The organism is Brevibacillus reuszeri (genome assembly GCF_002897295.1).
Classification (GTDB): domain Bacteria; phylum Bacillota; class Bacilli; order Brevibacillales; family Brevibacillaceae; genus Brevibacillus; species Brevibacillus reuszeri_A.
The window spans coordinates 14,675-38,790 of the sequence record NZ_BEXF01000014.1 but is presented as its reverse complement, the minus strand read 5'-3'; the positions used below and the strand labels follow the sequence as shown (position 1 = coordinate 38,790).

Here is a 24,116-nt window from a genome sequence, read left to right as displayed (position 1 = left end):
GAAAAAATATTTACTTACTTATTGCAAATACATATCCGTCCCCAGTACATTTTGGATCGCCCATTCAATCCGCTCTGTCTGGAGAGGCTTGGCGATAAAGTCTCTTGCTCCTGCCTGGATGGCTTTGATGACCGTTTCACGATGCACGAGTGCTGAACAGATAATAATCTTCGCGTCACTGTCTATCTCCATAATTTTGCGAGAGGCATTCAAACCATTCATTCCCGGCATGGAGATATCCATGAACACGAGCTCGGGCTTAAACAAGCAATAGTTTTTGACGGCATCCTCGCCTGTGTCGGCTTCGGCAATCACAACATACCCCAAAGACTCAAATATGTTTCGCAGCACGAGACGCGTAAACGCTGTATCATCGACAATCATAATACTCCTCATGGAATCTTTTCTCCTCTATTTACATTCATAGCATGCTCACATCTTCCAACACTTTTTATTGTACTAGGTGCATCTCAACCATTTCTGAACAAATGATTTTTTGATACGCTAAATACACTAGAGGAGAACGACACGATAAAGAGGGAGACAGGAAGCCTTGAGAGACTATACGGAGCTATCCCAAATCAAAGCAGAGATCGAGCGGCATACAGTTTGCCTGTTGTTTATTAAAATGGCAAACTGCGGTGTATGTGATGTCACTTACGAAAAAACAATCAAGCTGCTGGATAACTACCAGCAGGTACATAGAATCGCCGCATCGATTGAACAAATCCCTAGTCTTGCAGGCGAATATCTGGTGCTTACGGCGCCTACTATCCTATTGTTTTTTGATGGAAAGGAAGTATTCCGCCAATCCCGTTTTGTCCTTTTTGGGGAGTTTGAACACGTATTAAAGAATGTAGTTGAGGCAGCCTCCCTTAATCCACCTGGTTAACGTTCACTTTCATGAAAAAGAAAAAACCGTACACCCTATTTGCGTGTACGGTTTGCTTTTTGTATTACCAAGCTGCTATGGCACTATCGGTCCGCATATCGGTTCCACCGCTTAACACACCATTTTCATCACGCCAAATGATCTGTCCACGGCCAAAGTAGTTGCCAAGCTGTGCCCACTTGATTGTATGCCCCTTGCGTTCCAGAGCCAACGCCAGATGCTCGGGGAAGTGACGCTCCAGCTCCACTGTCTTGCCTTCTGTCCATTGCCAGCGCGGAGCATCCAGCGAAGCCTGAGGATTGAGATGGAAGTCGATAGTGTTCATCACGACCTGCACATGTCCCTGTGGCTGCATGAATCCACCCATCACACCAAATGGACCAACTGCTTTTCCGTCCTTGGTCAAGAAGCCTGGAATAATGGTGTGGAACGTTTTTTTGCCAGGCTCGAGGCAATTATCATGCTGAGGATCAAGCGAGAAATTGTGACCGCGGTTTTGCATGGCAATACCTGTCCCCGGAATCACAACTCCTGAACCAAAGCCCATATAGTTGCTTTGAATAAATGACACCATGTTGCCCTCGCCATCAGCTGTAGCCAAGTAGATGGTACCGCTTGATTTCGGTTGTCCTGGCTCTGGTGTGAGCGCTTCATCACCGATCAGGGCACGGCGAGTATTCGCGTATTCCTCGGAGAGCAAATCCGCTACCGATACTTTCATCTTGCTCTCTTCTGTGATGTATTTCAGCCCGTCCACAAATGCCAGCTTCATCGCTTCGATTTGTTTATGGTACGTTTCTACTGTTTCTTTTGCGGCAAAATCGTAGCCCTTCAGAATGTTCAGTGCCATAAGACCAATCATGCCTTGACCATTCGGCGGGATCTCCCATACATCGTAACCGCGGTAATTCACACCTACTGGCTTCACCCACTCTGGCTGGTACGCTGCCAAATCTTCCTTGCGCAAATAGCCACCGCACTCACGAGAGAAAGCATCAATCTTGTCCGCGAGTTCTCCGCGATAAAAGCTTTCTGCGTTTGTCTGTGCGATTTGGCGCAGCGTCTCTGCATGACCTGGCGATTTCCAAATGTCTCCTGCCTTTGGCACTTTGCCGTCAGGCGTGAATGTTTTGAACCAGTGTGCATACTCCTCGCCCGTGCACAGCTGCGAGAACTTTTTATGCGCTACCTTCCAGTAGTGAGCAAGGGTCGGGGATAGCGGGTATCCGTTTTCCGCGTAGTCAATCGCAGGCTGCAATACTTCCGTCAGCGGCAGGCGACCAAAGCGTTTGGACAGCTCAGCCCAAGCAGCAGGTGCGCCTGGTACTGTTACTGGTGTCCACCCGTATGTCGGCATTTCCTCAAGTCCTTTTGCTTTGAGGGCTTCAATCGAAATGCCCTGTGGAGCAGGACCACTCGCATTAAGACCGTGCAATTCGTCTTTGATCCATACAAGGGCGAACGCGTCGCCGCCGATGCCATTCGAGGTCGGCTCGACTACAGTCAGGCAAGCAGCCGTAGCAATTGCCGCGTCAACCGCATTTCCACCCTTTTTCAAAATATCGAGGCCAGCCTGCGCTGCCAATGGCTGCGAGGTAGCTACCATGCCATTTTTCGCATAAGTTGTCACACGCTTCGATGCGTACGGATAATCCATTACGTCATAGTTAACCATAGTTAATTGCTCCCTTTATCAGAGTAGATTCTAGCCGATGAAAATGAACCCGTACGCCATCGCTGCTACCATCACAATAGCAGGATGCACCTTCCATGTTTCGAGCAGAAGGTAGGAGGCAACAGTCAAAATTCCTGTTTGCATCCAACCAATTCCTTCGACTGCACCCATGAGAAATTGATAGGTCATGGTTCCAAGCAGTACAGTAACAATCGGCCGTACCGATTGGGTCATCGCTTTCACCTGCGGTGCATTACGGAACAGATTAATAAATTGGAGCAGCAGAATCATCGCAATCGCTGTTGGAGCTACCGTAGCAAACAGGGCAACAGTTGCGCCTGGAACTCCCGCTACTTGATAACCGATATAGCCCGCGAGTTTTGTTGCGATCGGACTTGGCAGTGCATTTGCTACTGCGAGCACTTCACCGAATTCTTTGATCGTCATCCAGTTGTAATGATCGACCACTTCATTCTGGATCAGCGGAATGCTTGGTGGGCCGCCACCGTACCCCAAGATGTTGGAGATGAAAAAAGCCCAAAACAATTGCAAGTAAATCATGCTACTCCCTCCTTGCCGTCCTTCTTCTTGCGCTTGCGGACAGACCAGGTAGAGTAGGCAAACGAAATGACCAGAGCGATCCCTACCACGATGCCAGGGTGCCAATCAAGAAAGAGCAGCGCGATAAGCGAAAGGCCGAGTGAAACGCTCACACCGGATTTGCTGGACGCACCCTTCCACCCTTTGGATAGAAACTCCCACGTCAGAACGCCCGTCATCACAGCAATGACTGGCCCAATCGCCTGAATCATGCCATAAACACCCGGTGCGTCCTTCCATTGATAGATGACTTGCAATAACCCAATCATCACCAGTACGACAGGCATCACCACAGCGATATTCGCCACGAGTGCACCTGTCCAGCCTTTGACCCGATAACCGATAAACGCCGCCAGCTTGGTGGCAATTGGTCCGGGAAGCGCATTTCCCAGTGCCAGGTTATCCGAAAAATCCTCGTCGGTAACCCACTTGTACTTTTTCACACACTCGGTATAAAACAGGGGAACCATGGTTGGTCCTCCCCCGAATCCAAAAATACCGATGCGAAAAAAAGCGATAAACAAATGCCAGTAAACCATATTTGTACCTCCGTCCTTGCCTAGCGGAAGATCTCGCCAGATTGCACCAGATGGCAGGAGACCAGTTGTCCTTCACCGATGTCAGACAGACTCGGCACCTGTGTTTTGCACATTTCCGTCGCGTATGGACAGCGCGGGTGGAATGTGCAGCCACTTGGTGGATTCGCCGGGCTTGGCAAATCTCCTGTCAACAAAATCCGGTCCCGTTTTTGACGCGGCTTGGCGACTGGTACCGCCGATAAAAGCGCGCGTGTATACGGGTGGCTCGGGTTTTCAAACAACGTCCGCTTGTCAGCAATTTCTACTACACGGCCCAGATACATGACCGCAATTCGGTCGCACAAATGCTTGACTACCGACAAATCATGCGAGATAAACATCAGGGTCAGATTGAATTCCTTTTTCAAATCCTTCAAGAGATTGAGCACCTGTGACTGAATCGATACGTCCAAAGCGGATACAGGCTCATCGGCAATAATCAGCTTTGGCTTCACGACAAGTGCACGAGCGATTCCGATCCGTTGCCTCTGTCCGCCAGAAAAATCATGCGGGTGGCGATTCAGATGCTCTTTGCGCAAGCCCACCACCTGAATGATTTCTTCGATCGTGCGCTCCCGCTCCTCCTTGGTGCCAATATTGTGTACCATCAGAGACTCCATCAAAATTTGCTTAATGGTCATGCGCGGGTTCAAGGAAGCGTACGGATCCTGAAAAATCATTTGCAAGTCCTTGCGCATTTGACGCATCTCTTCTTTTGACAGCTTCGCCAGATCCTTGCCATCAAACCAAACCTCTCCGGCAGTTGGCTCCAGTAGACGGAGAATGGTGCGACCTGTCGTTGACTTGCCACATCCCGATTCACCTACGATTCCGAGCGTTTCGCCAGGGTACACCGTAAGATCAATGCCATCTACTGCTTTTACATGTCCTGTCGTCCGCTTCAAAAAACCGGCTTTAATCGGAAAATGCTGCTGCAGTCCTTTTACTTCCAACAGAGGTGTTGTCATGCCTCTTCCCCCTTATCTTCGTACAACCAGCAGCGGCATTTTTGCCCGTTCAGTTGCAAAAGCTCTGGCGGCTTTTCATGACAGATAGGCATTGCCTGCGTGCAGCGCGGAGCAAAACGACAGCCGACCGGCATTTGATGGGGCAATGGAACTGCTCCCGGAATGGTTTCCAGATATTCGCGCTCTTCATCCAATTCAGGGATCGAGTTCATGAGCCCGATCGTATATGGATGCTTTGGACTTTCAAACAATGTATCGACATCTGTTTCTTCCACCACCTGCCCCGCGTACATGACGATGACGCGGTCGCACATTTCGGCTACAACACCCAAATCATGCGTAATCAGCATGATCGAAGTCCCAGTCTTTTCTTTCAAATCACGCATAAGATCGAGAATCTGCGCCTGGATCGTCACGTCCAGTGCCGTTGTCGGTTCATCGGCAATAATCAGCTTGGGATCACATGACATCGCCATAGCAATCATCACACGCTGACGCATCCCGCCAGATAGCTGGTGTGGAAACTCTCCGTAAATTTCTTCAGCTCGCGGCATTCCCACCGCTTTGAGCATGGCGATTGCCCGCTCCTTTGCCTGTGCTTTGCTTACATTCATATGCAGCATGACTGCTTCCTCAATCTGCTTGCCTACTGTATGCAGCGGATTGAGCGAGGTCATTGGTTCCTGAAAGATCATGGCGATTTCGTTTCCTCGAACGCCCTGCATTTCCTTTTCCGACAGCTCCAATACGTTTTTTCCGTTAAAACGAATGGTTCCGCCTGTGCTTCCGTTTGGCGGCAAGAGACGCATGATCGACAGACTGGTTACGCTTTTGCCACAGCCTGATTCACCCACGACGCCCAGCGTTTCGCCGGCACGGATGGAGAAGTCGACGCCGTCAACGACACTGACGACACCGCTGTCGGTACGAAACCGGGTTCTCAGTTGTTCAACTTCCAAGATGGTCGTCATCTGCTCCACTCCTTTTATCCCGTGTTAGGACATTTATTATTTGCGTGCGCGTGGATCTAGAACCTGCTGCAGGCCATCCCCTAACAAGTTAAAACCGAGCACGACTAAAAAGATTGCAATACCTGGATAAAACGTTGCATATGGCGCAACGGACATGAGTGTTTGCGCTTGGTTCAGCATGCTGCCCCACGATGGTGTCGGGGGTTGAACACCTAACCCGAGGTAAGACAGTGACGCCTCCGCAATAATACCCGATGCCATCGCCAGCGTAGCTTGAATCACAATCGGATTGAGCGCATTCGGCAGGATATGGCGGAAAATAATGCGTGCATCCTTAACTCCAACAGAACGTGCCGCATGAATATACTCCATATTCCGCAGAGACAAGACCTGACCGCGTGTAATTCGGACAAATGCCGGAGCAAAACCAATACCAATCGCAAACATGGCATTACCGAATCCGGAACCAAGAACAGCTGAAATCGCCAGGGCCAAAATCAAAAACGGGAAAGCTTGCATGGCATCCACACTTCGCATGACCACCCATTCATCCCAGAAGCCTCGGTAGTAACCAGACAAGAGACCAATTGGTACGCCGATAAGCATGGCAATTCCAACAGAAATGAGTGCGGCTTCAATCGAAATACGTGCACCGTACACGACGCGGGAAAATATATCGCGCCCCAGATCATCAGTGCCAAAGTAATGCTCACCATCAGGAGCAATTAGAATTTTGTTATAGTCTTGTGCGTTAGGGTCAAATGGAGCGATTTGTGGTGCAAAGATGGCCACAATAATCAATCCGAGGATAATCACCGCTCCGATGACGCCCAAACCATTTCGGAGAAACTTGCGTACGGTTTTCATCACTCACCTGCTCCTTTCCCAGCCTTGATGCGCGGATCAATGACGGCGTACAAAATGTCTACTGCCAGGTTCACGATGACAACCAGCACCGCAGATACGAGAATCGCACCTTGTACGGTTACATAGTCGCGTTTAAAAACAGATTCAACAATCAAACGACCAAAGCCAGGAATCGAAAAGATAGACTCCGTAATGACGAGACCACCTAATAAACCAGCAATCATCAAACCAGAAGTCGTCACCACTGGAACCATCGCATTACGCAGCGCGTGTCCCAGAATCGTTCTTGCTTCGTTCAATCCCTTCGCTTTCGCTGTCCGAATGAAGTCCATGCTCACGACATCGAGCAAAGAAGAACGCAGCATTCTCATCAAAACCGCTGATTCCCTCAATCCTGTCGCCAAACAAGGCAGTACCATCGCTAGCAGGTTCTGAGTCGGATTTTCCAAGAAGGGTACATACCCTGACGAAGGCAGCCATTGATTGTTTACCGCAAAAAAGATAATCATCATCATAGCCAGCCAAAAGCTCGGAATACTCATACCGCCCAGTGCGGTGAAGGTGCTTGTGTAGTCAATCCAGGTGCCGCGGCGTACAGCCGCCAGAATTCCCGCCGGAAAAGCGATCAGAATAGCTACCAGAAACGTTCCGATCGTAAGCTCTACCGTTGCGGGCAACCTCTGCATGATTAATTGTGAGACCGGTACTCGGTCTGTAATCGAAATTCCCAAATCACCCTGTATCACTTTTCCCAGCCAGGAAAAATATTGCACTACGATCGGCTGATCCAATCCCAGCTCGCTTCGCAGTGCCTGATATGCTTCCGGTGTCGCTTCTTGTCCTAAAATGACCCGGGCAGGATCGCCCGGGATCATATGGATTAAAGAAAAGGTCATAATCGACACCAGCAGGAGAATCGGGATTGTCAGCAGTAGGCGTCTGAACACGAACATCATGACAATTCCTCCTAGCTCTTGCTGTTATAGTGTTACGGCTTTTATTGCTTGTCCAACGTTGCAGTACGGACAATACCATCTGGTACGAACGTAAATCCGGTTACTTTTTTGTTCATGCCGAGCAGTACGTATTGGTGGTACATGTATGCATAGCCAGCTTCATCTTGCAGGAGCTTTGCTGCTTCGTCATACAGTGCCTTACGTTTTGCCTCATCCAGTTCCCCACGTGCTTTCAAAATGAGTTCATCCAGCTGCGGAATAGAGATACGTCCATTGTTGTTGTTAGCGCCAGTTACAACCCAGTCATGGATGTTCAGGTCTGGGTCCAAACGACCGGACCAGCCAAGCTGCAGAGCATCGAATTCACCTTTGTCGCCTGTTTCAATCAATTGACCATATTCCAATTTTTCCAAAGTCACGTTGATGTTGTATTGCTTAAGCATATTTTGCAACACAGCACCCAGCTGCTCGTTTTCAGGAGAAGTCGTGATGTAGAGCTTGAAGCCAAATCCGTCCGGTTTACCACCCTGTGCCAAAAGATTTTTGATTTCATCTGCATTTGGCGCAACTGGTGTGTTCAGCTGTTCATTGTAAGCCAGGCTTCCTTTTGTAAATGCAGTATGTGCTGGTGCTGCGTAGCCGTTGAACAATACTTTTACGATCGCTTCACGGTCAATCGCACGGTCAACAGCTTGACGCAGGAATTTGTTATCAAACGGTGCACGGGAGTTGTTCAGGTAGATACCCTGGAAGCCGAGTCCAGATTCTGCGATGAGCTGCAGATTTCCATCACCCTTAACAACCGGAATTTCTTTTACAGGTGTGTCGTCGATAATATCGAGCATACCGGAGCGCAGGTTTTGTACCTTCGCTGTTCCGTTCGTGAATACTTTGTAGTTCACTTCATCTACTTTTACGGTACCGTTCCAGTAGTTTTCATTTTTCTTCAGTGTTACGTGGTCGCCTTTCACTTGTTCAACAAAAGTGAACGGGCCAGTACCTACTGGATGGTTAAGATATTGTTCGCCATGCTCCTGAACCGCTTTCGGGGAAACAATGATACCTGAGCGGTCTGTCAATACAGACAGGAATGGAGCGAACGGTTCTTTCATCAGGATTTTCACTGTATGTGCATCTACAACCGATACGGAATCTACGAATTTCAATTCGCCCTTCCGACGGGATTTTTCACCAGTCATGTTGCGCTCAAAGTTGAATTTGACTGCCTCTGCGTCAAAATCAGTTCCGTCGTGGAATTTTACGCCTTGCTTCAGCTTCAGCGTATACGTTTTGCCGTCTGGCGTTACTTCATAAGACTCAGCCAGCATCGGCACTACTTTCCCGTCTGCATCGATATCAAACAGCTTGTCATAAAGACTCGCGTATACTTGACGATCGTAGAGAGAAGTAGAGCTGTTCGGGTCCATGGACGGCGGGTCAGCTTTTAACCCGATGTTAATTACTTTCTTGCCAGTCGCTGGTGCTGGTGCCGCTGCATTGCCGCCATCTGTGCTAGCACTGCCTCCGCCTCCTCCACATCCAGTTACCAAAAGCATGGTCCCCAGAACGGCACTGAGCATTGCTTTGCTCATCTTGTTAGAAAACATGTAAATGACCCCTTTTCTTTTTTCTTTGCTTTCTCTTGTGATAAATACAATACTTTTGAAAATTAAAATCCCAGCGGAATCTAACTCTCCGATGGCATTCCCCCTTCCAAGGTAGTTCCTGTCTTTAGCGGACGAAGTTGTACTTCGATTTCAATATTTTGAGTTCATTAATTACGTTCATGCGTGTAATTCCCGGGATCTTGTTGAGCTTTTTCATCAAAAATTGCGACAATTCATCGTAGCTTCTGACCAGAACCTGTGTGAACAGTTGATACTCTCCCGAGGTAAGGACAATCAGGCGAACCTCTATGATCGCGTTCAGTGCAGCAACGACCTCATCCAATTTATCCGCTTCAGTGGCGATATGAATAATGGCTTGTACGTGAAGACCTGCCTTGACCGGATTGACGATGCCGACCAGACTCAGAATACCTTCGTCTTGCATTTGCTGAACACGCATCCGAATTGTTTTTTCCGTGACGCCGAGGTCCTTTGCGATTTGAGTAAATGGCAGTCGCGCATTTTCCTGTAAGGCCCGAATAATGCCATAATCGGTATCGTCTAATTCGGGATAAAGCGAACGGCGGAACATCTCTTCCATATAATCACACCTTTATTCGTCTTGTTTTTCGAAAATATAACCTTCAGGCAGTAGATTTGTATAAAATACAGTCGAATTACGTAATGATTGTTGTTACTATAATACGAATTTCGACAACATGCAATATTAATTCAGAAAATTTATTGTTGAAAGCATTTTCATTCTTTTATTTTTGTTAACGATATTATTTATATAAATAAAGAAAAAAAGCCTCTCCATTTCGAAGAGGCTGTCTGCTTTCTAATTTTTACATGGAACGCTTCAGGTGGAACAAATAGCGGTTTCGGATGATCCAGAAGTAGATTCCCTGGACCACTACAAAGCTAAGCAGCACAATCGCTGTCGGCTTTACAACTGATGTGATCATGATAAGCTTTAGAAAGCTTTGTAGCGAGACAAACGCTACGATGCTGTGAACAATCGCCACTACAATCGGAACGAAAAATAACAACGCAATTTGTGTCGTCACAATCCGGGACAGCTCTCGGTCAGACAATCCAATTTTCGATATCGCTCCATACTGCCGCTTGTCATTCTCCAGATCGGTATACAGCCGGAAATAAAGAAAGCTGGCTGCTGCTACAAAAAATAAAACTCCAACAAACAATCCGATAAACAGCATCGTATTTGCCATTTGCTTCATTTCTCGATAGATCGGAGCGCGTGCCGTATAGTAGTATTCATCATTTAAGTGTGAGATCTGCTCTTGCAGCTTTACGCTTAATTCCTGTGTTTCTTTCCATCTTGGTACAGCATAGTTGTACCTCGTTTCTTCCTTCAATCCTGTCAGGTGATCGTATACAACATTCGGCACGACAGCCAGACGCTGGAAATCAAGCCCACCCAAAAGCGGATTTAGCTTCGCATCCGTTTTGACCATCAAAGTCGTATTTCCTACATCCAATGTTTTCGTTTCGATAGCATCTCCAAACCATCTGACGAGCATAAACACTTCATTGTCGGCAACCTGCAGCTGTCCTGCATTAGCGGCAACCGCAATCTTGTTGTAGTCCGCCAGCTTGACCACGCCAATGCTTTCTTCCTTTTCGGTTTTCGGCAATACCTTCATCGAGATCTGATATTTTTCAAAAGAGAAACCGCCCTGCTGAAGGCTTGTTTCAATCAAGGAGAGATGCTTGGCCGCTTCGGGATTTCCTTGTTTGGTTTGATATTCAAAAGCAAACGGGTTCGTTTTCAAGACCGTTTCCTGTATAGACCCTGCCAATGCAGCCAGCGTTCCAATTGCACAAAATGCTACCGTTGAGACGATACACACCAGAAAAAACATCCGGGCATTGTCCTTCATGCGATAGCCCAAATCTGACAGTGTAAGCAGGTTCGTTTTATTCCAGTAAATGGATCTCTTCTTTTTTAGAATACCTATTAAAAACACGCTCAATTGCGTAAAGAGCAAATAGGTGCCCGCAATCGTAATGAAGGTCACTGGAAAAAGCAATACCGCTACATACATCCCGTCAGCAGTTAGGGCTAGCGTGTACGCTGTACCTAGCAAGCCAATAGCCAAAATAGACAGGAACACAGACGCCTTAGGCTCCCGCTTTGGGCGTTGGCTCCCCTGTAACAAGTCCAATAAGCTTCGTTTGCGCAAGAGCAGCACCGTGAATATCGAAATCGCCGCGTACAAGACCATAAAGGCAACAAACGTCAAGCCAATCGCCTGCCACGGAAGGTAAAAGGGCAGAGCCTTTACGTCAAGCAAAAAGCCCGCAAATTGGAAAAACAGCTTGGCCAATACAAGCCCGAGTCCAATTCCGAAGATGATCGACACGATACCGATTAACATGTTCTCCAGAATCACGAGCCAGTTTCGCTGCATCGGAGTCATCCCGTGTACGAACAAAATCCCGAATTCTTTTTCCCGCTTCTTCAAAAAAGCCCCCACGCAATAAAACAAAAAGAAAAACGCAAACAGAAAAATGATGTATTCTGCAACCATCATTCCTGTAGCAACCGATTCATGGATTGCCTCATCCGCAATAGCTGGATGGAAAATAAACATCGCGTAAACAAAAAAGATCATAACGGAAAAGACACTGCTCAAGAAAAAGGCTGCGTACGTGCGCTTGTTCCGTAAGACGTTATTACACGCGAATTGTCGAAAGGTCATACGTATTGCCCCCCAAGAACGACAACGCGTCAATGATTTTCTGGAAAAAGACCTGCCGGCTTTCGCCACGGTACATTTCATTGTGCAGCTGGCCGTCTTTGATAAAAATGACACGATGACAGTAGCTTGCGGCGAGGGCATCATGCGTCACCATCATCATCGTTGTATTTTCGGACTTATTGATAGCCTCCAGCGTCTCCATCACATTGCGAGAAGACTTTGAATCGAGATTGCCTGTCGGCTCATCCGCCAGCAAGAGTGATGGTGTATGAATAATAGCTCGCGCAATCGCTGCTCGCTGGCGTTGACCGCCGGAGACCTCATAGGTGCGCTTCTCCAATATTTCCGCAATCCCCAGCTTGGCTGCGAGCGTCTGCAGCTTTTCTTCAATCGTCGTGACATCCACACCATCGAGTGTGAGCGGTAATACTATATTTTCTCCAATCGTCAGTGTATCCAAGAGATTGAAGTCTTGAAAGACAAAACCTAATTCACGCCTGCGGAATAAAGCCAGCTTTTGCTTTTTCAGTAGATGAGGGTTCGTTCCATTCAGTAAGACAGCGCCAGAAGTAGGGCTGTCGATCGTGGAAATCATGTTCAGAAGCGTAGTCTTTCCACTCCCTGACGGACCCATGATGCCTACAAACTCTCCCTTGCGGATCGTAAAGTCAATATCAGTCAACGCGCGGTAAGTTACCTTGCCCCCGTATATTTTGCTAAGGCTTTTTACTGCAAGCATTTCCATGCGATTCACCCTTTTTCTTTCATCATGCTCCAACTATACGAAAATCGTGTGTTACCTAGCTATCGAATTAACTTTCAGGAAGCTTACGATCTTGTAAGATTGGAACAACCGCAGATAAGACAATCCGAATCGTCGTACCCACGCCTACCTCCGATTCCATTTCGACGCTGTGCTCCAATCGGCCGCAAATTTCCTTGACCAAATAGAGCCCCATCCCCGTGGATTCCGGGTACTTACGTCCATTTTCTCCCGTAAAATACGGTTGAAACACGCGCCGAATATCTTCAGGTGGAATGCCGATGCCATAGTCCTGGACCTCCAGCAAAACGCTAGCTCCTCGTTCATAGGCACGGATTGTCACCTTATTGCTTTTGCCCGCTGAATATCTCACAGCATTGGTCAAGAGCTGATTGAGCACAAAGGACAGCCACTTTTCGTCTGACTCCACTCTCCACCGCTCATCGATTTTTACCTCCGGATAAACCTGGTTGCGGATAAACAGACGTTTGTTTTCGGCGAGTACGTTTTGCACCATCCCCCGCAAAGATACGGGCTCGATGAGAAAGTCCTGCTCGAAACGATCGAGACGAGCTATGTAGAGTACGGTTTCCAGCCCGCGTTTAATTCGATCGACTTCTTCCCGAATGCTCTCCGCAGTCGAATCATCCTCATCCTGGAGCAGAAGATGAATAACCGAAATCGGCGTTTTCATCTGGTGCACCCATTGCTGAATAAACGTAGTGTGATCGCGCTGCTTATTCTCATAGGCATGCAGCTGCTCTTTGTACAAGCGGTAATGCTCCAGGCAGTTTTCATCCAGCGCGCGGCACAGGGCAGCATTACCATGAGTTTGCGTCAGCTCTTCCAGTGATTCCACTGGCTTGCTCAGACGCTGATAGATCGTTCGGTGCGTCAAATACCGAACCACGAGAAATGCTCCTGCAAAAAACAAAGACAAAAAGACTACGTAAATGATTAACGATTCATTCCAATAGCCATCCATGGCAAAAATCAAGATTAAAAGAATCAGCTGGACGAGAAAAAAGGCTGCGAAAGCCCATTGATCCCGAAGGAACAGACTCATTGCCCATCCTCCCAAATCGTCCGCAAGCGGTAGCCGGAGCCACGGACCGTCTCCACAGCGCCCTCCAGACCCAAATCTTTTAATTTTCCACGTACACGCGTGATGTACACATTCAACGTATTTTCATCGACAAACTGCTCATCCCACAGCTTTTCTAATAGTCGCTCCCGACTGACAACCCGCGGATACTGATTCATCAGTGCCTCCAGCAAAAGTGCTTCTTTTTTGCTCAGCTCCACTTTTTGATCCTGCATGTTTAGCTCCATCCGCTCTAAAAACAGCTTGAGACCAGACACCTCTACAGTTCGCTCCCCTTCCTGAGGTGCATACAAACCATAGGCACGGCGCAGCTGGCTGCGGATTTTGGCAAGCACGACATCATAATCAAACGGCTTCGTGATATAGTCATCTGCTCCGTTTTCAAGTGCCATTACCTGGTCCATCTTGCTTTCACGTGCTGAGATAAACAGGATCGGGCATTTCGATTCCTGCCGCATCTGCCGGCACCAGTAGAACCCATCAAACTTGGGCAGGTTCACGTCCAGCAAGACAAGATCCGGGCGCGCACTTAAAAACACGTCCATGACGCGATCAAAATGCTCCACATTCACAGTACGAAAACCGTATTTCTCCAACTGACTTTGCAGCAGTTGGTTAATTTTCGGATCATCTTCCACAATCATAATGGTTGACATCAATCGTTCCTCCCACTTTGAGTCTCCATTCTTTATTACTCTCTACTATATAAGAAAACTTCTATCGAGGCTAATCGTGGATGAGCGACCGCGATTTAAAGGTAAGTTATTCTTGCTGAATCAGGTATGCAGGTACCGGGAAGCGTTTGCTTTCTGATTCAGTAAGAAAACCTTGATCGAGGCTAATCGAGGATGAGCTACCGCGATTTAGAGGTTGGTTATTCTTGCTGAATCAGGATGTAGGTCCCGGGAAGCTTTGCTTTCTGATTCAGTAAGAAAACCTTGAACGAGGCTAATCGTGGATGAGCGACCGCGGTTTAGCCGATGAACAAAGGCGTCTTTGTTTGCTGTTATTCGTAGTTTCAGTGGTGGGGAGGAAACAGGGGAAAACGCTCCAGGTACTTGGGCCTCTAGCAGGGAGTGTGCACTGTCCGCTTACGAGAAAAAAGGGAAACCGCGTCCAAAGTGGTCCTCCCAAAGATGATTGCTCAGTGGTGGACGCTTAAGGGCGTGTTTCCCTCTTTCCCACTGTTTCCTATGCAAGCTGTAGAGACATTCGAAGCTTGAACGACATAACTTGTTAAACACGGATGAATTGCTTTGGTCAACTAGAACCATGAAGCATTTTTAAAGGCTTAGGAAATTGAGCAGTTTCCATTGAAGTGGCAATCAAAAGATATTTAAAAAGAATCTTTGCAAGCTAGCCTCGTGCCAAATAGCAAAGCTTGTGATGAGGAAAGAGGAGAAACAAGCGTGAGCTCTTTGGGATACCATCCTCGGAGCTGGGCTCGGACACCTCCAGCTAGTATCCCAAGAAGCTAGAGCGTTTTCTCCTCTTTCCTCTCCTCCACCAAAAGCCACGATCAAGTATTCTTTCATTCCTTTTCCCGAACCGTTGTATAGGTATTCAAGCAGTTCGCGCAAAAAAGGGTGGGACTAGTGTCCACCCTAAGCATGAGCAATCATCATTTGTTGCAGCTTTTTGATTCCACGGAAGTGCAAGATTTTTACCGAGGCTTCTGTTTTCCCCAGAATCTCAGCGATTTCGTTCATTCTCAGGTCAGCAAGGTAACGAAGTGAAATGACGTTGCGCTGGTCTTTGGTCAAGGTATGTACCTTTTGCCACAGCACTTCAGTTGACTCCTGCGTCAGCAGGCACTCTTCCGGCAGCTGATCGGTCGCTTTCATCGTAGCGAATGTATCCTGGTCCACCGGGCACTCTTTCTTTTTGCGCATGTAATCAATCAATGAATTGTGCGCAATGCGGAAAATCCAGGCTCCGAACGGATGACGTCCATCGTACTGCTCCAGCTTGGAGTATACCTTGATAAATACGGTCGTGGTCAAATCCTCCACGTCCCAAACATTTTTCACGCGGTAACGGAAATAGCGATATATTTTGGCAGAGTATTCTTCGTAGATTTGCTGATGATTGAGTTTTGGATATATAAGTGCAGTCTTCATAATCGATCTCCCATTTCATGATCCGTATGAGTTGATTTCATTCTAAAACGGATGTAGAAAGGGAACCATCGAGTTAACTTTCAAGAAGCTTACACTTTTGTAAGGTACTTATAGAGTGCTTGTAAGCTCTCGCATGTATAGGTACGGGAGAGCCTTTCATTTCGTTACAGTTTGAGCCAATCGGAAAAATAATTTTCTTTTACAGGGAAATAGGCGGTGACGAAGCGTACAAATTCCTTGGTGTCGACCTGCTTGTAGGCATACTGTTCATAATAGGACTGTAAAAAGCGCCATCCATCTGATACATCCCCATAAGTTGAGATCAACTCCCACAGTCTCAGCGATGGTACGGCATAAAAAGCTCCATATATCTCACCTTTATAAGCGTCTAACGCCAAGTTTGAGGGCTTCCCTTTCGCCAACTGGGCAGCTGCTTTTGTCCTCTCCCACACCTTTTGTTCGCTTATTTTGTCGTGATCCATGAAAAACATCATACTCGACAATTCAGCAAATCCCTCGTCCAGCCATCCTTCCTGGTAGGAATCATTGACCACCACTCCGTAAAACCATTGATGGGCGAGCTCGTGAACGATAGTCTGTCTTAAAGACGCCAAATTTTCTTGTGCGGCTACCGTTATCACTCCAGGATACTCCATGCTGACTCGGCCATCCACCAAAATGTCTAGCTGCTTGTGAGGATATAAACCAATTTTGCTCGAGAAATAAGGAAGAGCATCCGATGCCGCCTGCAGTGCTGCTTCCAATTGGTTTGGGTTGGTCTTTTCTCCGAATACCCGAATTTGGACACCATTTACTTCTTGAGAAAGAGAATCCACGCCTTTTACTACAGCCACATAAAGCTCACGGACTTTTGAAACAGTTACTTCCCCCGACTCCTTAGCTTCCGCTCCATCCTCATCAGAAGTGGTAATGACCTGATAACCTGGCGGCACCTCGTAGCGAAGTTTGAAGTCTGCATGATCTGTATGATAGGACTCTCCATTTACCCGGTAGTCATGCTTGCTCCATCCGTTCTGGTAGGTCGCCAGCATCGGATAGAATTGGGCGAGAAAGTAACGTTGGCCCATCTTGTCAAAACGTAGTCCATCTTCTGGGACCGTGAACGTGTATGAGACTCGTACCTCCTTTTTTTGCCCAGGAGCCATCTTGTTCTCTAACGGAAGTTCGAGCGTGTCATACGTGAGGTGATACTTTGCCTGCTCCTGGTTTAACTCCACATTTATGATTCTTACATCGGCGTCACCTTTTATCGAACCGGGTTTATTTTCCTTCGTAAACACGTTGGGGATGAAATAAAACACGACTGAATCCCACGTATCTGCCGAACGGTTTTCCACCTGGATTGTCGCTTCTGCAACGAAAGATCCGTTTGGCTTCATATGCAGGGAAAGATCATAGTTGGCTTTGCTGCCGTCTGGTATAGGTTGTGGAACAAATCCGGTCAGGTTGCCCAGTCCTGCCTCCTCCTTAGAAGAACCTCCTTCTATAGAAGCAGCATCACCCGATGGTACAAGCTGCACAATTGGGGGTTGCTCTGACACAGTTTCTTGTTGTGACGCAGGAGTTTGCCACAGCAGGATCGCACTGACAGTCGCCCCAACTATACAACACATGAGGAGTACAGCCATCATCAAGCGCAGCATCCGTTCTGCCTTTCTGCGGTTTTTCTGAGAACCACGCATCCCTTCTGCAGGATGAAACCGCACTGCCATCACGGCGGGAAAGGCAGCACCCAACATCCCCACCAGGATAGGAATCAATCCTGCACTCAAGAGCAACAAAATGTCTTCCGTCGGAAACTGCTGATACATCGCTACAATCACCAAAACTCCTAGCCCTAGTCCGCAGAATGCCGCCAGTAAACCGCAAAGCAGCCCTTCCCAGAGGATCAGGCGAAAAATAGCCCCGTTTCGCCACCCCATCGCTTTAAGCAGCAGCAACTCTGCTTTGCGTTCCATGACGTTTTGCCAAATAATTTCCGCTGTGGTCAATATCGCGATCACCAGCGCAAGAACCATCGCAACGTAATGCGCTTGCCCGATCTCTACGGCGACAAATTGACCTAGCCAGGACGTATACATCATTCCTTGTAGACGGAAGGTGACGAAGCCAAAAAAAACCAGTAGTCCTGTGGGGACCGCCATAGCAAATATGGAGAGCAGACTCCGACGAAACTTGGCAAGTAAATGCCCTCGTGCCAATGAAAAGATTCCTTGTACCCGAACCATCCGGCGAGTGCCTGGCTGTAGCTCTCCTGTCCGAAGCATGGCAAAAGGAGAAATCTTGCCAACCATAAAAGCTGCTGGAACCGCTGCAAGGACGTAAATGACAAAGCCAAAAGATCCGATCAAAAAAACACGACCAAGCGAAATCATGGCGTTATGTTGGAGAACGACCGCCCCTACGATTGCCCAACTGATGAGGGTGACCATCCCTCCGAGCATGCATGCTTCTAAAAAGATGATGCCTACTACATGGATAGGACGCCATCCTATACTCACCAATAATCCAAATTCGCTCGTTCTGGCGTAAAGCGTCACCAAATTTGTGGCAAAGACGTATGTAGCCGCCATAAGCATAACGATACCCATAATGCCAGAAAAGCCTAGCTTGGTCTCGTGAAACAGCGTAAAAACGGTACCCAGTTTCACAAAAATTTGCTCCAGCCAGCCCATCTCTGGAAAAGCGCCATTTTCCGGAACGCGTACAAGGACAGGCTGGGGAGAAGAACCAAGCGTTATATCAGCTATCAGCCCTGTTCGTTTTTCAATCTCCTTCGCCACTTCCTCCAGCTTCTGCTGGCTAGCTTCATTGACGCTATCCACCCCCTTCACCTTTAGTCGAATGGATGCAATCGGTTTGTCCCCCACTAGCTGTGCTGCTGCGTCAATTGTGGTCAACAGCAACGGCGGGCTGGTAAGCAACCCAAACGGATTAAGGCTCGGGTACAAGGGGATAGATGGATTCAGCGGCTTCTCGTCTTTGTCCAAGACCAAGCGCGCCTCTGCAGGACGATACGTTTCCATAGGTAATTCGTTAATTGGGTCTTTGGAAATGGCCAATCGCTCTGGATCGTAAAAGCCTATCCAATATGGATCTATCAGATGACTCCAGTTCCAGTTTTCTACAAGCTGAAAGGGACGGAAGGAGTTGGGGAAATCATCTGCTGTGTATAAATAATGCTCTTGTACGTCCTGCGGAATTTTCGGCTCAATTGCTTGTACACTAAAAGCATAATTCCAGCGCTCTGGATAAGGACTGGCTACCTTTTCAAAAAAAAGCGAACTAGGCTTCTCGCTTAAAACGGGACTTATCCTTGCACTTTGATTATTATTCTGGTAAGCGAGAAATGGTTTTCCCGTTTTACTATCAATTCCTGACAAACTAGATAGCAAAAGCGCATGTGCTTGATTGGAGTCAAAAGAATATTTAAGAGGTTCTCCCACCGTCTCTTGCTGATCCAGAAATGATACTCCCCCCTTGTTCTTCACCTCTCTCATGGTCTGATCGGCCTTATCTTTGGTGGAAAACGGCAGGTTCAATCTTTCATACCTATCTTCGTACCAGAAATCGCTATCCATCCGGCTGCTCATCAGAATAGGCAGTTTTGTCATCTTTCTTCCATCGCCTGAATCTGTGGTCTCTGCTTTGTCATGCTCGGAAAAGTAACGGCTTTTTCCTACCGGCACGATAGCCTGATCTAAGCCAATAAGACGAGCCTCCGCTTCTGGATCGATGCCCACTAGTAGCTGACCGAAGAATCCATTAAGCTCCAGTATCCACGTCTCTACTCCATATGGCTCAAGCACACCCCGTTGGAGAGCATCCTGCTCTTCTCTGGAAATACTCCAAAGCCCTTGAGTATAGTAAAAAGTCCGTTCAAACCTTGGAACAATTTGTACCCCGTCGTTGCTGTAAGCTGCTCTAATGTGGCGATAGATTCCCGGCTCTTTTGGCTTCTCTACTTTTCCATATGAAAATGACGTCCCTGAATATCCAACTGGAGCCAGTGGAGCCGCTACTTCAACGTCAGGCATATTCTTGATCAAGGTGTAATCATTTAAACTGATCCCTCCGTAAAGCCCACTCAAATAATTTGGCTCCAATAGCTGGTCCTGTTCCGTCACACTGCGCGATCCTTCTGGTCGAACCACGATATGATAGGCAGCCTTCCAGCGCTTTTGCAAAATCTCTTGAGTCGTCCCGTTGTTGCTCTCAGTCACACCGACAAAATAGCTGAGGGTCGAGCTGATAATAAGCATGCCGACTAGCAGGAGGAGAAATCGCTCAGGGTGACGCCACCAATTATTCCAAATAAAGCGGATCACGCATGCCACCCCTTGGGTACATCAGAAATGACTCGTCCATCCCGCATTTCAATCAATCTGTCTGCCTGACTCGCTAAATGTTGATCGTGCGTGACAAAGACGATTCCGCTCCCATATTCTTTCTGATACTTACGCAGTAATTGGAAAACCATCTCCCCATTGCTCGTATCCAAATTGCCTGTAGGCTCGTCAGCAAAAAGCCAAGATGGTTGATTAACCAGTGCGCGGGCAATTGCAACACGCTGCTGCTCCCCTCCAGACATTTGGGAGGGCAATGCGGTTCGTTTATGTTCCAGGCCTACCCAGCCTAGTAATTCCTCTGCCCTGCTCATCTTGTCATAAGCTACTCGTCGTGGTAACAAGGGAGACATAACATTTTCCAATGCCGTTAGAGTCGGCAGCAAATGAAATTGCTGAAAAATAAAACCTATACAATCAAATCTAAAATCAGCCAGACGTTTTCTCTTTAATGTACCTATCTCTACTTCATCGTAATGAATCGTTCCGGTCGTTGGAATGTCCAGTGTGCCAATTACTTGTAACAATGTCGATTTACCCGATCCAGAAGGACCAACAATAGCTGTCACTTCACCTTTATTCAAGGTTACATTTATGTTTTCGAGCGCTGTAGTACCTACTCCATCACCACTATATGTTTTGGTAACATCACGTACTTGAATGTGAGCACTGCTTATAGATCTCAAAGCGAATACCCCCTGTTCATCTGCCCTCTACAACATAAGACGATAATCCCTTAAATTGGTAACTAGTTAAGATAAAGGAAAACAAAAAAACGCCCCCACGAAAATGGAGGCGTCCAATCTCACTCGACTATTCAATTACAACAAACCAAGACGCTTAAAAATCGTATCCACATGCTTCAAATGGTAGCGATAATCAAAGCACTCATCCAGCTCTTCCTTGGTCAGCGTAGAGCTTACCGTCGCATCCTCGTCTACAATCGCACGGAAGGAGCGTTGTTCTTCCCAAGCCTGCATCGCACGCGGCTGTACAGTGTCGTAAGCCTGCTCGCGGCTCATGCCTTTTTCGATCAGCTTCAGCATAACCTGTTGAGAGTAAATCAGACCGAATGTACGATCCATATTGCGCTTCATGTTTTCAGGGAAGACAGTCAGGTTCTTCACGATGTTCATGAAGCGGCGCAGCATGTAGTTCAGCGCTTGTGTCGCATCTGGCAAAATCACGCGCTCAGCAGAAGAGTGGGAAATATCCCGCTCATGCCAGAGCGATACATTTTCATAGGAAGTAAGCATGTGTCCACGGATGACACGAGCCAGTCCGCAGATGTTTTCGCTGCCGATCGGGTTACGCTTGTGAGGCATTGCAGAGGAGCCTTTTTGTCCTTTGGCGAACGCTTCTTCTACTTCGCGCATTTCGCTCTTTTGCAGACCGCGGATTTCAGTCGCAAACTTCTCTAGGGATGTCGCGATCAGTGCCAGTGTTGCCATGTATTCCGCATGACGGTCACGCTGCAAGGTTTGAGTAGAGATCGGAGCCGCAGACAGTCCAAGCTTTTCACATACATAAGCCTCTACGAACGGATCGATGTTGGCATACGTACCTACCGCACCAGAAATTTTACCGAAAGCTACTTCTTTCTTGGCAGCCTGGAAACGAGCCAGATTGCGCTTCATTTCTTCATGCCACAGTGCGAGCTTCAAGCCAAATGTCGTTGGCTCGGCATGTACACCGTGGGTTCTGCCCATGCATACTGTATCCTTATGCTCACGAGCCTTGTCTGCCAAAATCGTGATAAAGTCTTCGATGTCTTTTTCCAAAATCTCGTTTGCCTGGCGCAGCAGGTAAGACAGGGCTGTATCCACCACATCTGTAGAGGTCAGTCCGTAGTGTACCCATTTCTTTTCTTCGCCCAATGTTTCCGAAACCGCACGGGTAAACGCCACTACGTCATGGCGAGTTTCCTCCTCGATTTCGTAAATGCGGTTAATGTCAAAGCTAGCGCCTTCCCACAGCTTTTTTACGTCTTCTTCCGGGATAACGCCAAGCTTGGACCATGCTTCACATGCGAGGATTTCGACCTCCAGCCAAGCCTTGAATTTGTTTTCTTCAGTCCAGATAGCACGCATTTCTGGTCGGGAATAACGTTCAATCATGATGATACCTCCGTTTGATTGGTCCAGATTTCGAGTTCTTCTATGCGGGCGAGTGCTTCCTCCACAGTAGGGGCAAGCACGTTGATATGCCCCATTTTCCGCTTCTCCTTGCTCTCTGCCTTTCCATACAGATGGAGCTTGGCAGTAGGCGGCAGCTTGTCGATTCGATCAATAACAGGCTGTAGATGCTCTCCCAAAATATTAACCATGACGACGGGCGAGAGCAACTCTGTTGATCCCAAAGGCAGATTGCACACCGCGCGGACATGTTGTTCGAACTGCGAGGTCACGCACGCATCCATGGTGTAATGTCCAGAATTATGCGGGCGCGGAGCCAGCTCATTCACATACAGCTGATTGTCGGCGGTCAAAAACAGCTCAACCGCAATCAAGCCGACTACATCGAGCTTTTCCACGATCGTGCGGGCGATTTCCTCGGCACGCTTCTTTACTTCGTCCGAGACGCGCGCAGGTACAATACTCAAATGCAAAATGTTTTCCTTATGAATGTTTTCGGCGGTTGGAAATACAGCCAGCTCACCAGCAGGATTGCGTGCCGCAATGACGGAAAGCTCCAGCTGAAATGGAATGAACTGCTCTACGATCAGCTCAGTTCCCGCCTTCGCTAAGGTTTCGTACGCTTCCGTAAGCTCTGCTTCACTTCTCAATACCCACTGTCCTTTTCCGTCATACCCACCTGTGGCGGTCTTCATGACGGCTGGCAAGCCCAGCTCGCGAACAGCTGCCTGCAAATCCTCCAGGCTGTTCACTACGCAAAAAGGAGCAACCGGAATTCCAATTTCTCGGATAGCTGTCTTTTCCCGAATTCGGTTTTGGGTAATGCGCAACAGACGACTTCCCTGTGGAACATACGCCTGACTTTCCAAAACCTCTGCCACCTGTGCATCCACATTTTCAAACTCATATGATATCACATCGCTGAGAGAAGCAAGCTGCATGGCTGCTTTTACATCATCGTAGCTGGCGACAATTTGCCTGTCGGCGGTCTGTGCACATGGTGCATCCTCTGTCGGGTCCATCGTAACAAAACGGTAGCCCATAGCTCGTCCAGCCAGCGCAATCATCCGTCCAAGCTGTCCTCCGCCAAGTATGCCTATCGTTGATCCTGGTTTTATCAGCTTGCTATCCCTGTTTGTCATTCCAGTTCACTCGCTTCCAGCACTTTATTCCGCACCTCATCACGTCTGATGACGAAGCGCTCCTGAATATCCGGATATTTGATTCCCAAAATCTGTGCTGCCAACAGTCCAGCATTGATTGCTCCCGCTTTCCCGATCGCTACAGTCGCTACCGGTACTCCGCCTGGCATCTGTACGATAGACAAAAGCGAATCTAAGCCATTCAGGTTTGAAGACTTGACCGGTACCCCGATAACAGGCAGCTCCGTTTTGGCAGCTACCATTCCCGGCAAGTGAGCTGCACCGCCTGCCCCAGCGATGATGACCTCTAGACCGCGGCTTTTGGCGCTCTCTGCATACGTAAACATCAGGTCTGGCGTTCTGTGAGCCGACACTACCTTTTTCTCATAAGGCACTTGCAGTTCATCCAGAATTGCGCAAGCTTCCTTCATCGTTTCCCAGTCCGACGTGCTGCCCATAATAACCCCAACCAACGGCTTGACCATGCACTCTTCGCCCCCTACTTTTTTCATAAAAGTGGTATCCTCAAAAGAAAACCCAACCGACTAACGGCTTTTCTGCCGTACTCATCGCCTGGGCTATTCGTACTCGTTCGCTTTCAACATATTCAGTTTATCAGGGAGAAAGTTTGCCTGTCAACC

The 24,116-nt window shown here is 47.9% G+C and carries 21 protein-coding genes; 1 reads left to right on the top strand and 20 read right to left on the bottom strand.

What is annotated here, in order from left to right:
- Positions 1-18: 18 nt before the first annotated feature.
- Positions 19-396, bottom strand: coding sequence for a response regulator (locus C3B52_RS21065; RefSeq protein WP_103108359.1), 378 nt, complete (start codon positions 394-396; stop codon positions 19-21).
- Positions 397-553: 157 nt separating this feature from the next.
- Here C3B52_RS21065 and C3B52_RS21060 point away from each other — a divergent pair, with 157 nt between their 5' ends.
- Entirely contained in the window at positions 554-892 is a 339-nt protein-coding gene (locus C3B52_RS21060; RefSeq protein WP_103108358.1) for a thioredoxin family protein, read from the top strand.
- Between the two features lie 64 nt (positions 893-956).
- Here C3B52_RS21060 and ggt read toward each other — a convergent pair whose 3' ends face one another.
- The 19 genes from ggt to purE form a co-directional block, all read right to left on the bottom strand.
- Positions 957-2,567, bottom strand: coding sequence for a gamma-glutamyltransferase (ggt, locus tag C3B52_RS21055; RefSeq protein ID WP_103108357.1), 1,611 nt, complete (start codon positions 2,565-2,567; stop codon positions 957-959).
- 30 nt (positions 2,568-2,597) lie between these two features.
- Positions 2,598-3,128 carry a chromate transporter gene (locus C3B52_RS21050; RefSeq protein WP_103108356.1) on the bottom strand — a complete coding sequence of 177 codons (531 nt, stop codon included), beginning with the start codon at positions 3,126-3,128 and terminating at the stop codon, positions 2,598-2,600.
- Positions 3,125-3,706, bottom strand: a complete 582-nt coding sequence (locus C3B52_RS21045; protein ID WP_103108355.1) for a chromate transporter — start codon at positions 3,704-3,706, stop codon at positions 3,125-3,127. Before C3B52_RS21045 ends, C3B52_RS21050 begins: the two co-directional genes overlap by 4 nt.
- Before the next feature lie 20 nt (positions 3,707-3,726).
- Positions 3,727-4,713, bottom strand: coding sequence for an ABC transporter ATP-binding protein (locus C3B52_RS21040; RefSeq protein ID WP_103108354.1), 987 nt, complete (start codon positions 4,711-4,713; stop codon positions 3,727-3,729).
- Entirely contained in the window at positions 4,710-5,684 is a 975-nt protein-coding gene (locus tag C3B52_RS21035; RefSeq protein ID WP_103108353.1) for an ABC transporter ATP-binding protein, read from the bottom strand. The genes C3B52_RS21040 and C3B52_RS21035 overlap by 4 nt, the downstream gene beginning before the upstream one ends.
- Positions 5,685-5,720: 36 nt before the next feature.
- Positions 5,721-6,551 carry an ABC transporter permease gene (locus tag C3B52_RS21030; RefSeq protein WP_103108352.1) on the bottom strand — a complete coding sequence of 277 codons (831 nt, stop codon included), beginning with the start codon at positions 6,549-6,551 and terminating at the stop codon, positions 5,721-5,723.
- A complete protein-coding gene (locus tag C3B52_RS21025; RefSeq protein ID WP_103108351.1) occupies positions 6,551-7,507 on the bottom strand; it encodes an ABC transporter permease in 957 nt (318 codons plus the stop codon). The genes C3B52_RS21030 and C3B52_RS21025 overlap by 1 nt, the downstream gene beginning before the upstream one ends.
- A gap of 41 nt (positions 7,508-7,548) precedes the next feature.
- Positions 7,549-9,114 (bottom strand): ABC transporter substrate-binding protein, encoded by a 1,566-nt coding sequence (locus tag C3B52_RS21020; protein WP_103108350.1) that lies wholly within the window; start codon positions 9,112-9,114, stop codon positions 7,549-7,551.
- A gap of 124 nt (positions 9,115-9,238) precedes the next feature.
- Complete coding sequence (locus C3B52_RS21015) at positions 9,239-9,715, bottom strand: Lrp/AsnC family transcriptional regulator (protein WP_049736503.1); 477 nt, start codon at positions 9,713-9,715, stop codon at positions 9,239-9,241.
- Between the two features lie 247 nt (positions 9,716-9,962).
- Positions 9,963-11,843, bottom strand: coding sequence for an FtsX-like permease family protein (locus C3B52_RS21010; RefSeq protein ID WP_103108349.1), 1,881 nt, complete (start codon positions 11,841-11,843; stop codon positions 9,963-9,965).
- Positions 11,818-12,588 (bottom strand): ABC transporter ATP-binding protein, encoded by a 771-nt coding sequence (locus tag C3B52_RS21005; protein ID WP_103108348.1) that lies wholly within the window; start codon positions 12,586-12,588, stop codon positions 11,818-11,820. The genes C3B52_RS21010 and C3B52_RS21005 overlap by 26 nt, the downstream gene beginning before the upstream one ends.
- Positions 12,589-12,655: 67 nt before the next feature.
- Positions 12,656-13,672 carry a sensor histidine kinase gene (locus tag C3B52_RS21000; RefSeq protein ID WP_103108347.1) on the bottom strand — a complete coding sequence of 339 codons (1,017 nt, stop codon included), beginning with the start codon at positions 13,670-13,672 and terminating at the stop codon, positions 12,656-12,658.
- Positions 13,669-14,367, bottom strand: coding sequence for a response regulator transcription factor (locus C3B52_RS20995; protein WP_103108346.1), 699 nt, complete (start codon positions 14,365-14,367; stop codon positions 13,669-13,671). Before C3B52_RS20995 ends, C3B52_RS21000 begins: the two co-directional genes overlap by 4 nt.
- 948 nt (positions 14,368-15,315) lie before the next feature.
- Positions 15,316-15,831, bottom strand: coding sequence for a sigma-70 family RNA polymerase sigma factor (locus C3B52_RS20990; RefSeq protein WP_103108345.1), 516 nt, complete (start codon positions 15,829-15,831; stop codon positions 15,316-15,318).
- 164 nt (positions 15,832-15,995) lie between these two features.
- On the bottom strand, positions 15,996-20,180 hold the full coding sequence (locus tag C3B52_RS20985) for an FtsX-like permease family protein (RefSeq protein WP_103108344.1): 4,185 nt from the start codon (positions 20,178-20,180) through the stop codon (positions 15,996-15,998).
- Entirely contained in the window at positions 20,177-20,884 is a 708-nt protein-coding gene (locus tag C3B52_RS20980; RefSeq protein WP_235615805.1) for an ABC transporter ATP-binding protein, read from the bottom strand. The genes C3B52_RS20985 and C3B52_RS20980 overlap by 4 nt, the downstream gene beginning before the upstream one ends.
- Before the next feature lie 135 nt (positions 20,885-21,019).
- The gene (purB, locus tag C3B52_RS20975) at positions 21,020-22,315 is read right to left on the bottom strand and encodes an adenylosuccinate lyase (protein WP_103108343.1); all 1,296 of its coding nucleotides are present in this window, start codon (positions 22,313-22,315) and stop codon (positions 21,020-21,022) included.
- Positions 22,312-23,475, bottom strand: a complete 1,164-nt coding sequence (purK, locus tag C3B52_RS20970) for a 5-(carboxyamino)imidazole ribonucleotide synthase (RefSeq protein WP_103108342.1) — start codon at positions 23,473-23,475, stop codon at positions 22,312-22,314. The genes purB and purK overlap by 4 nt, the downstream gene beginning before the upstream one ends.
- A complete protein-coding gene (purE, locus tag C3B52_RS20965) occupies positions 23,472-23,960 on the bottom strand; it encodes a 5-(carboxyamino)imidazole ribonucleotide mutase (RefSeq protein WP_103108341.1) in 489 nt (162 codons plus the stop codon). The genes purK and purE overlap by 4 nt, the downstream gene beginning before the upstream one ends.
- Positions 23,961-24,116: the final 156 nt, after the last annotated feature.

Bases quoted from the DNA above. Each gene is read 5' to 3' on its own strand.
- C3B52_RS21035 (WP_103108353.1), bottom strand. From the start codon at position 5,684: ATGACGACCATCTTGGAAGTTGAACAACTGAGAACCCGGTTTCGTACC.
- purB (WP_103108343.1), bottom strand. From the start codon at position 22,315: ATGATTGAACGTTATTCCCGACCAGAAATGCGTGCTATCTGGACTGAA.
- C3B52_RS21000 (WP_103108347.1), bottom strand. From the start codon at position 13,672: ATGAGTCTGTTCCTTCGGGATCAATGGGCTTTCGCAGCCTTTTTTCTC.
- C3B52_RS20995 (WP_103108346.1), bottom strand. From the start codon at position 14,367: ATGTCAACCATTATGATTGTGGAAGATGATCCGAAAATTAACCAACTG.
- C3B52_RS21015 (WP_049736503.1), bottom strand. From the start codon at position 9,715: ATGGAAGAGATGTTCCGCCGTTCGCTTTATCCCGAATTAGACGATACC.
- C3B52_RS21065 (WP_103108359.1), bottom strand. From the start codon at position 396: ATGAGGAGTATTATGATTGTCGATGATACAGCGTTTACGCGTCTCGTG.
- ggt (WP_103108357.1), bottom strand. From the start codon at position 2,567: ATGGTTAACTATGACGTAATGGATTATCCGTACGCATCGAAGCGTGTG.
- C3B52_RS21020 (WP_103108350.1), bottom strand. From the start codon at position 9,114: ATGTTTTCTAACAAGATGAGCAAAGCAATGCTCAGTGCCGTTCTGGGG.
- purK (WP_103108342.1), bottom strand. From the start codon at position 23,475: ATGACAAACAGGGATAGCAAGCTGATAAAACCAGGATCAACGATAGGC.
- purE (WP_103108341.1), bottom strand. From the start codon at position 23,960: ATGGTCAAGCCGTTGGTTGGGGTTATTATGGGCAGCACGTCGGACTGG.
- C3B52_RS20990 (WP_103108345.1), bottom strand. From the start codon at position 15,831: ATGAAGACTGCACTTATATATCCAAAACTCAATCATCAGCAAATCTAC.
- C3B52_RS21005 (WP_103108348.1), bottom strand. From the start codon at position 12,588: ATGGAAATGCTTGCAGTAAAAAGCCTTAGCAAAATATACGGGGGCAAG.
- C3B52_RS21045 (WP_103108355.1), bottom strand. From the start codon at position 3,706: ATGGTTTACTGGCATTTGTTTATCGCTTTTTTTCGCATCGGTATTTTT.
- C3B52_RS21050 (WP_103108356.1), bottom strand. From the start codon at position 3,128: ATGATTTACTTGCAATTGTTTTGGGCTTTTTTCATCTCCAACATCTTG.
- C3B52_RS21025 (WP_103108351.1), bottom strand. From the start codon at position 7,507: ATGATGTTCGTGTTCAGACGCCTACTGCTGACAATCCCGATTCTCCTG.
- C3B52_RS21030 (WP_103108352.1), bottom strand. From the start codon at position 6,551: ATGAAAACCGTACGCAAGTTTCTCCGAAATGGTTTGGGCGTCATCGGA.
- C3B52_RS21040 (WP_103108354.1), bottom strand. From the start codon at position 4,713: ATGACAACACCTCTGTTGGAAGTAAAAGGACTGCAGCAGCATTTTCCG.
- C3B52_RS21010 (WP_103108349.1), bottom strand. From the start codon at position 11,843: ATGACCTTTCGACAATTCGCGTGTAATAACGTCTTACGGAACAAGCGC.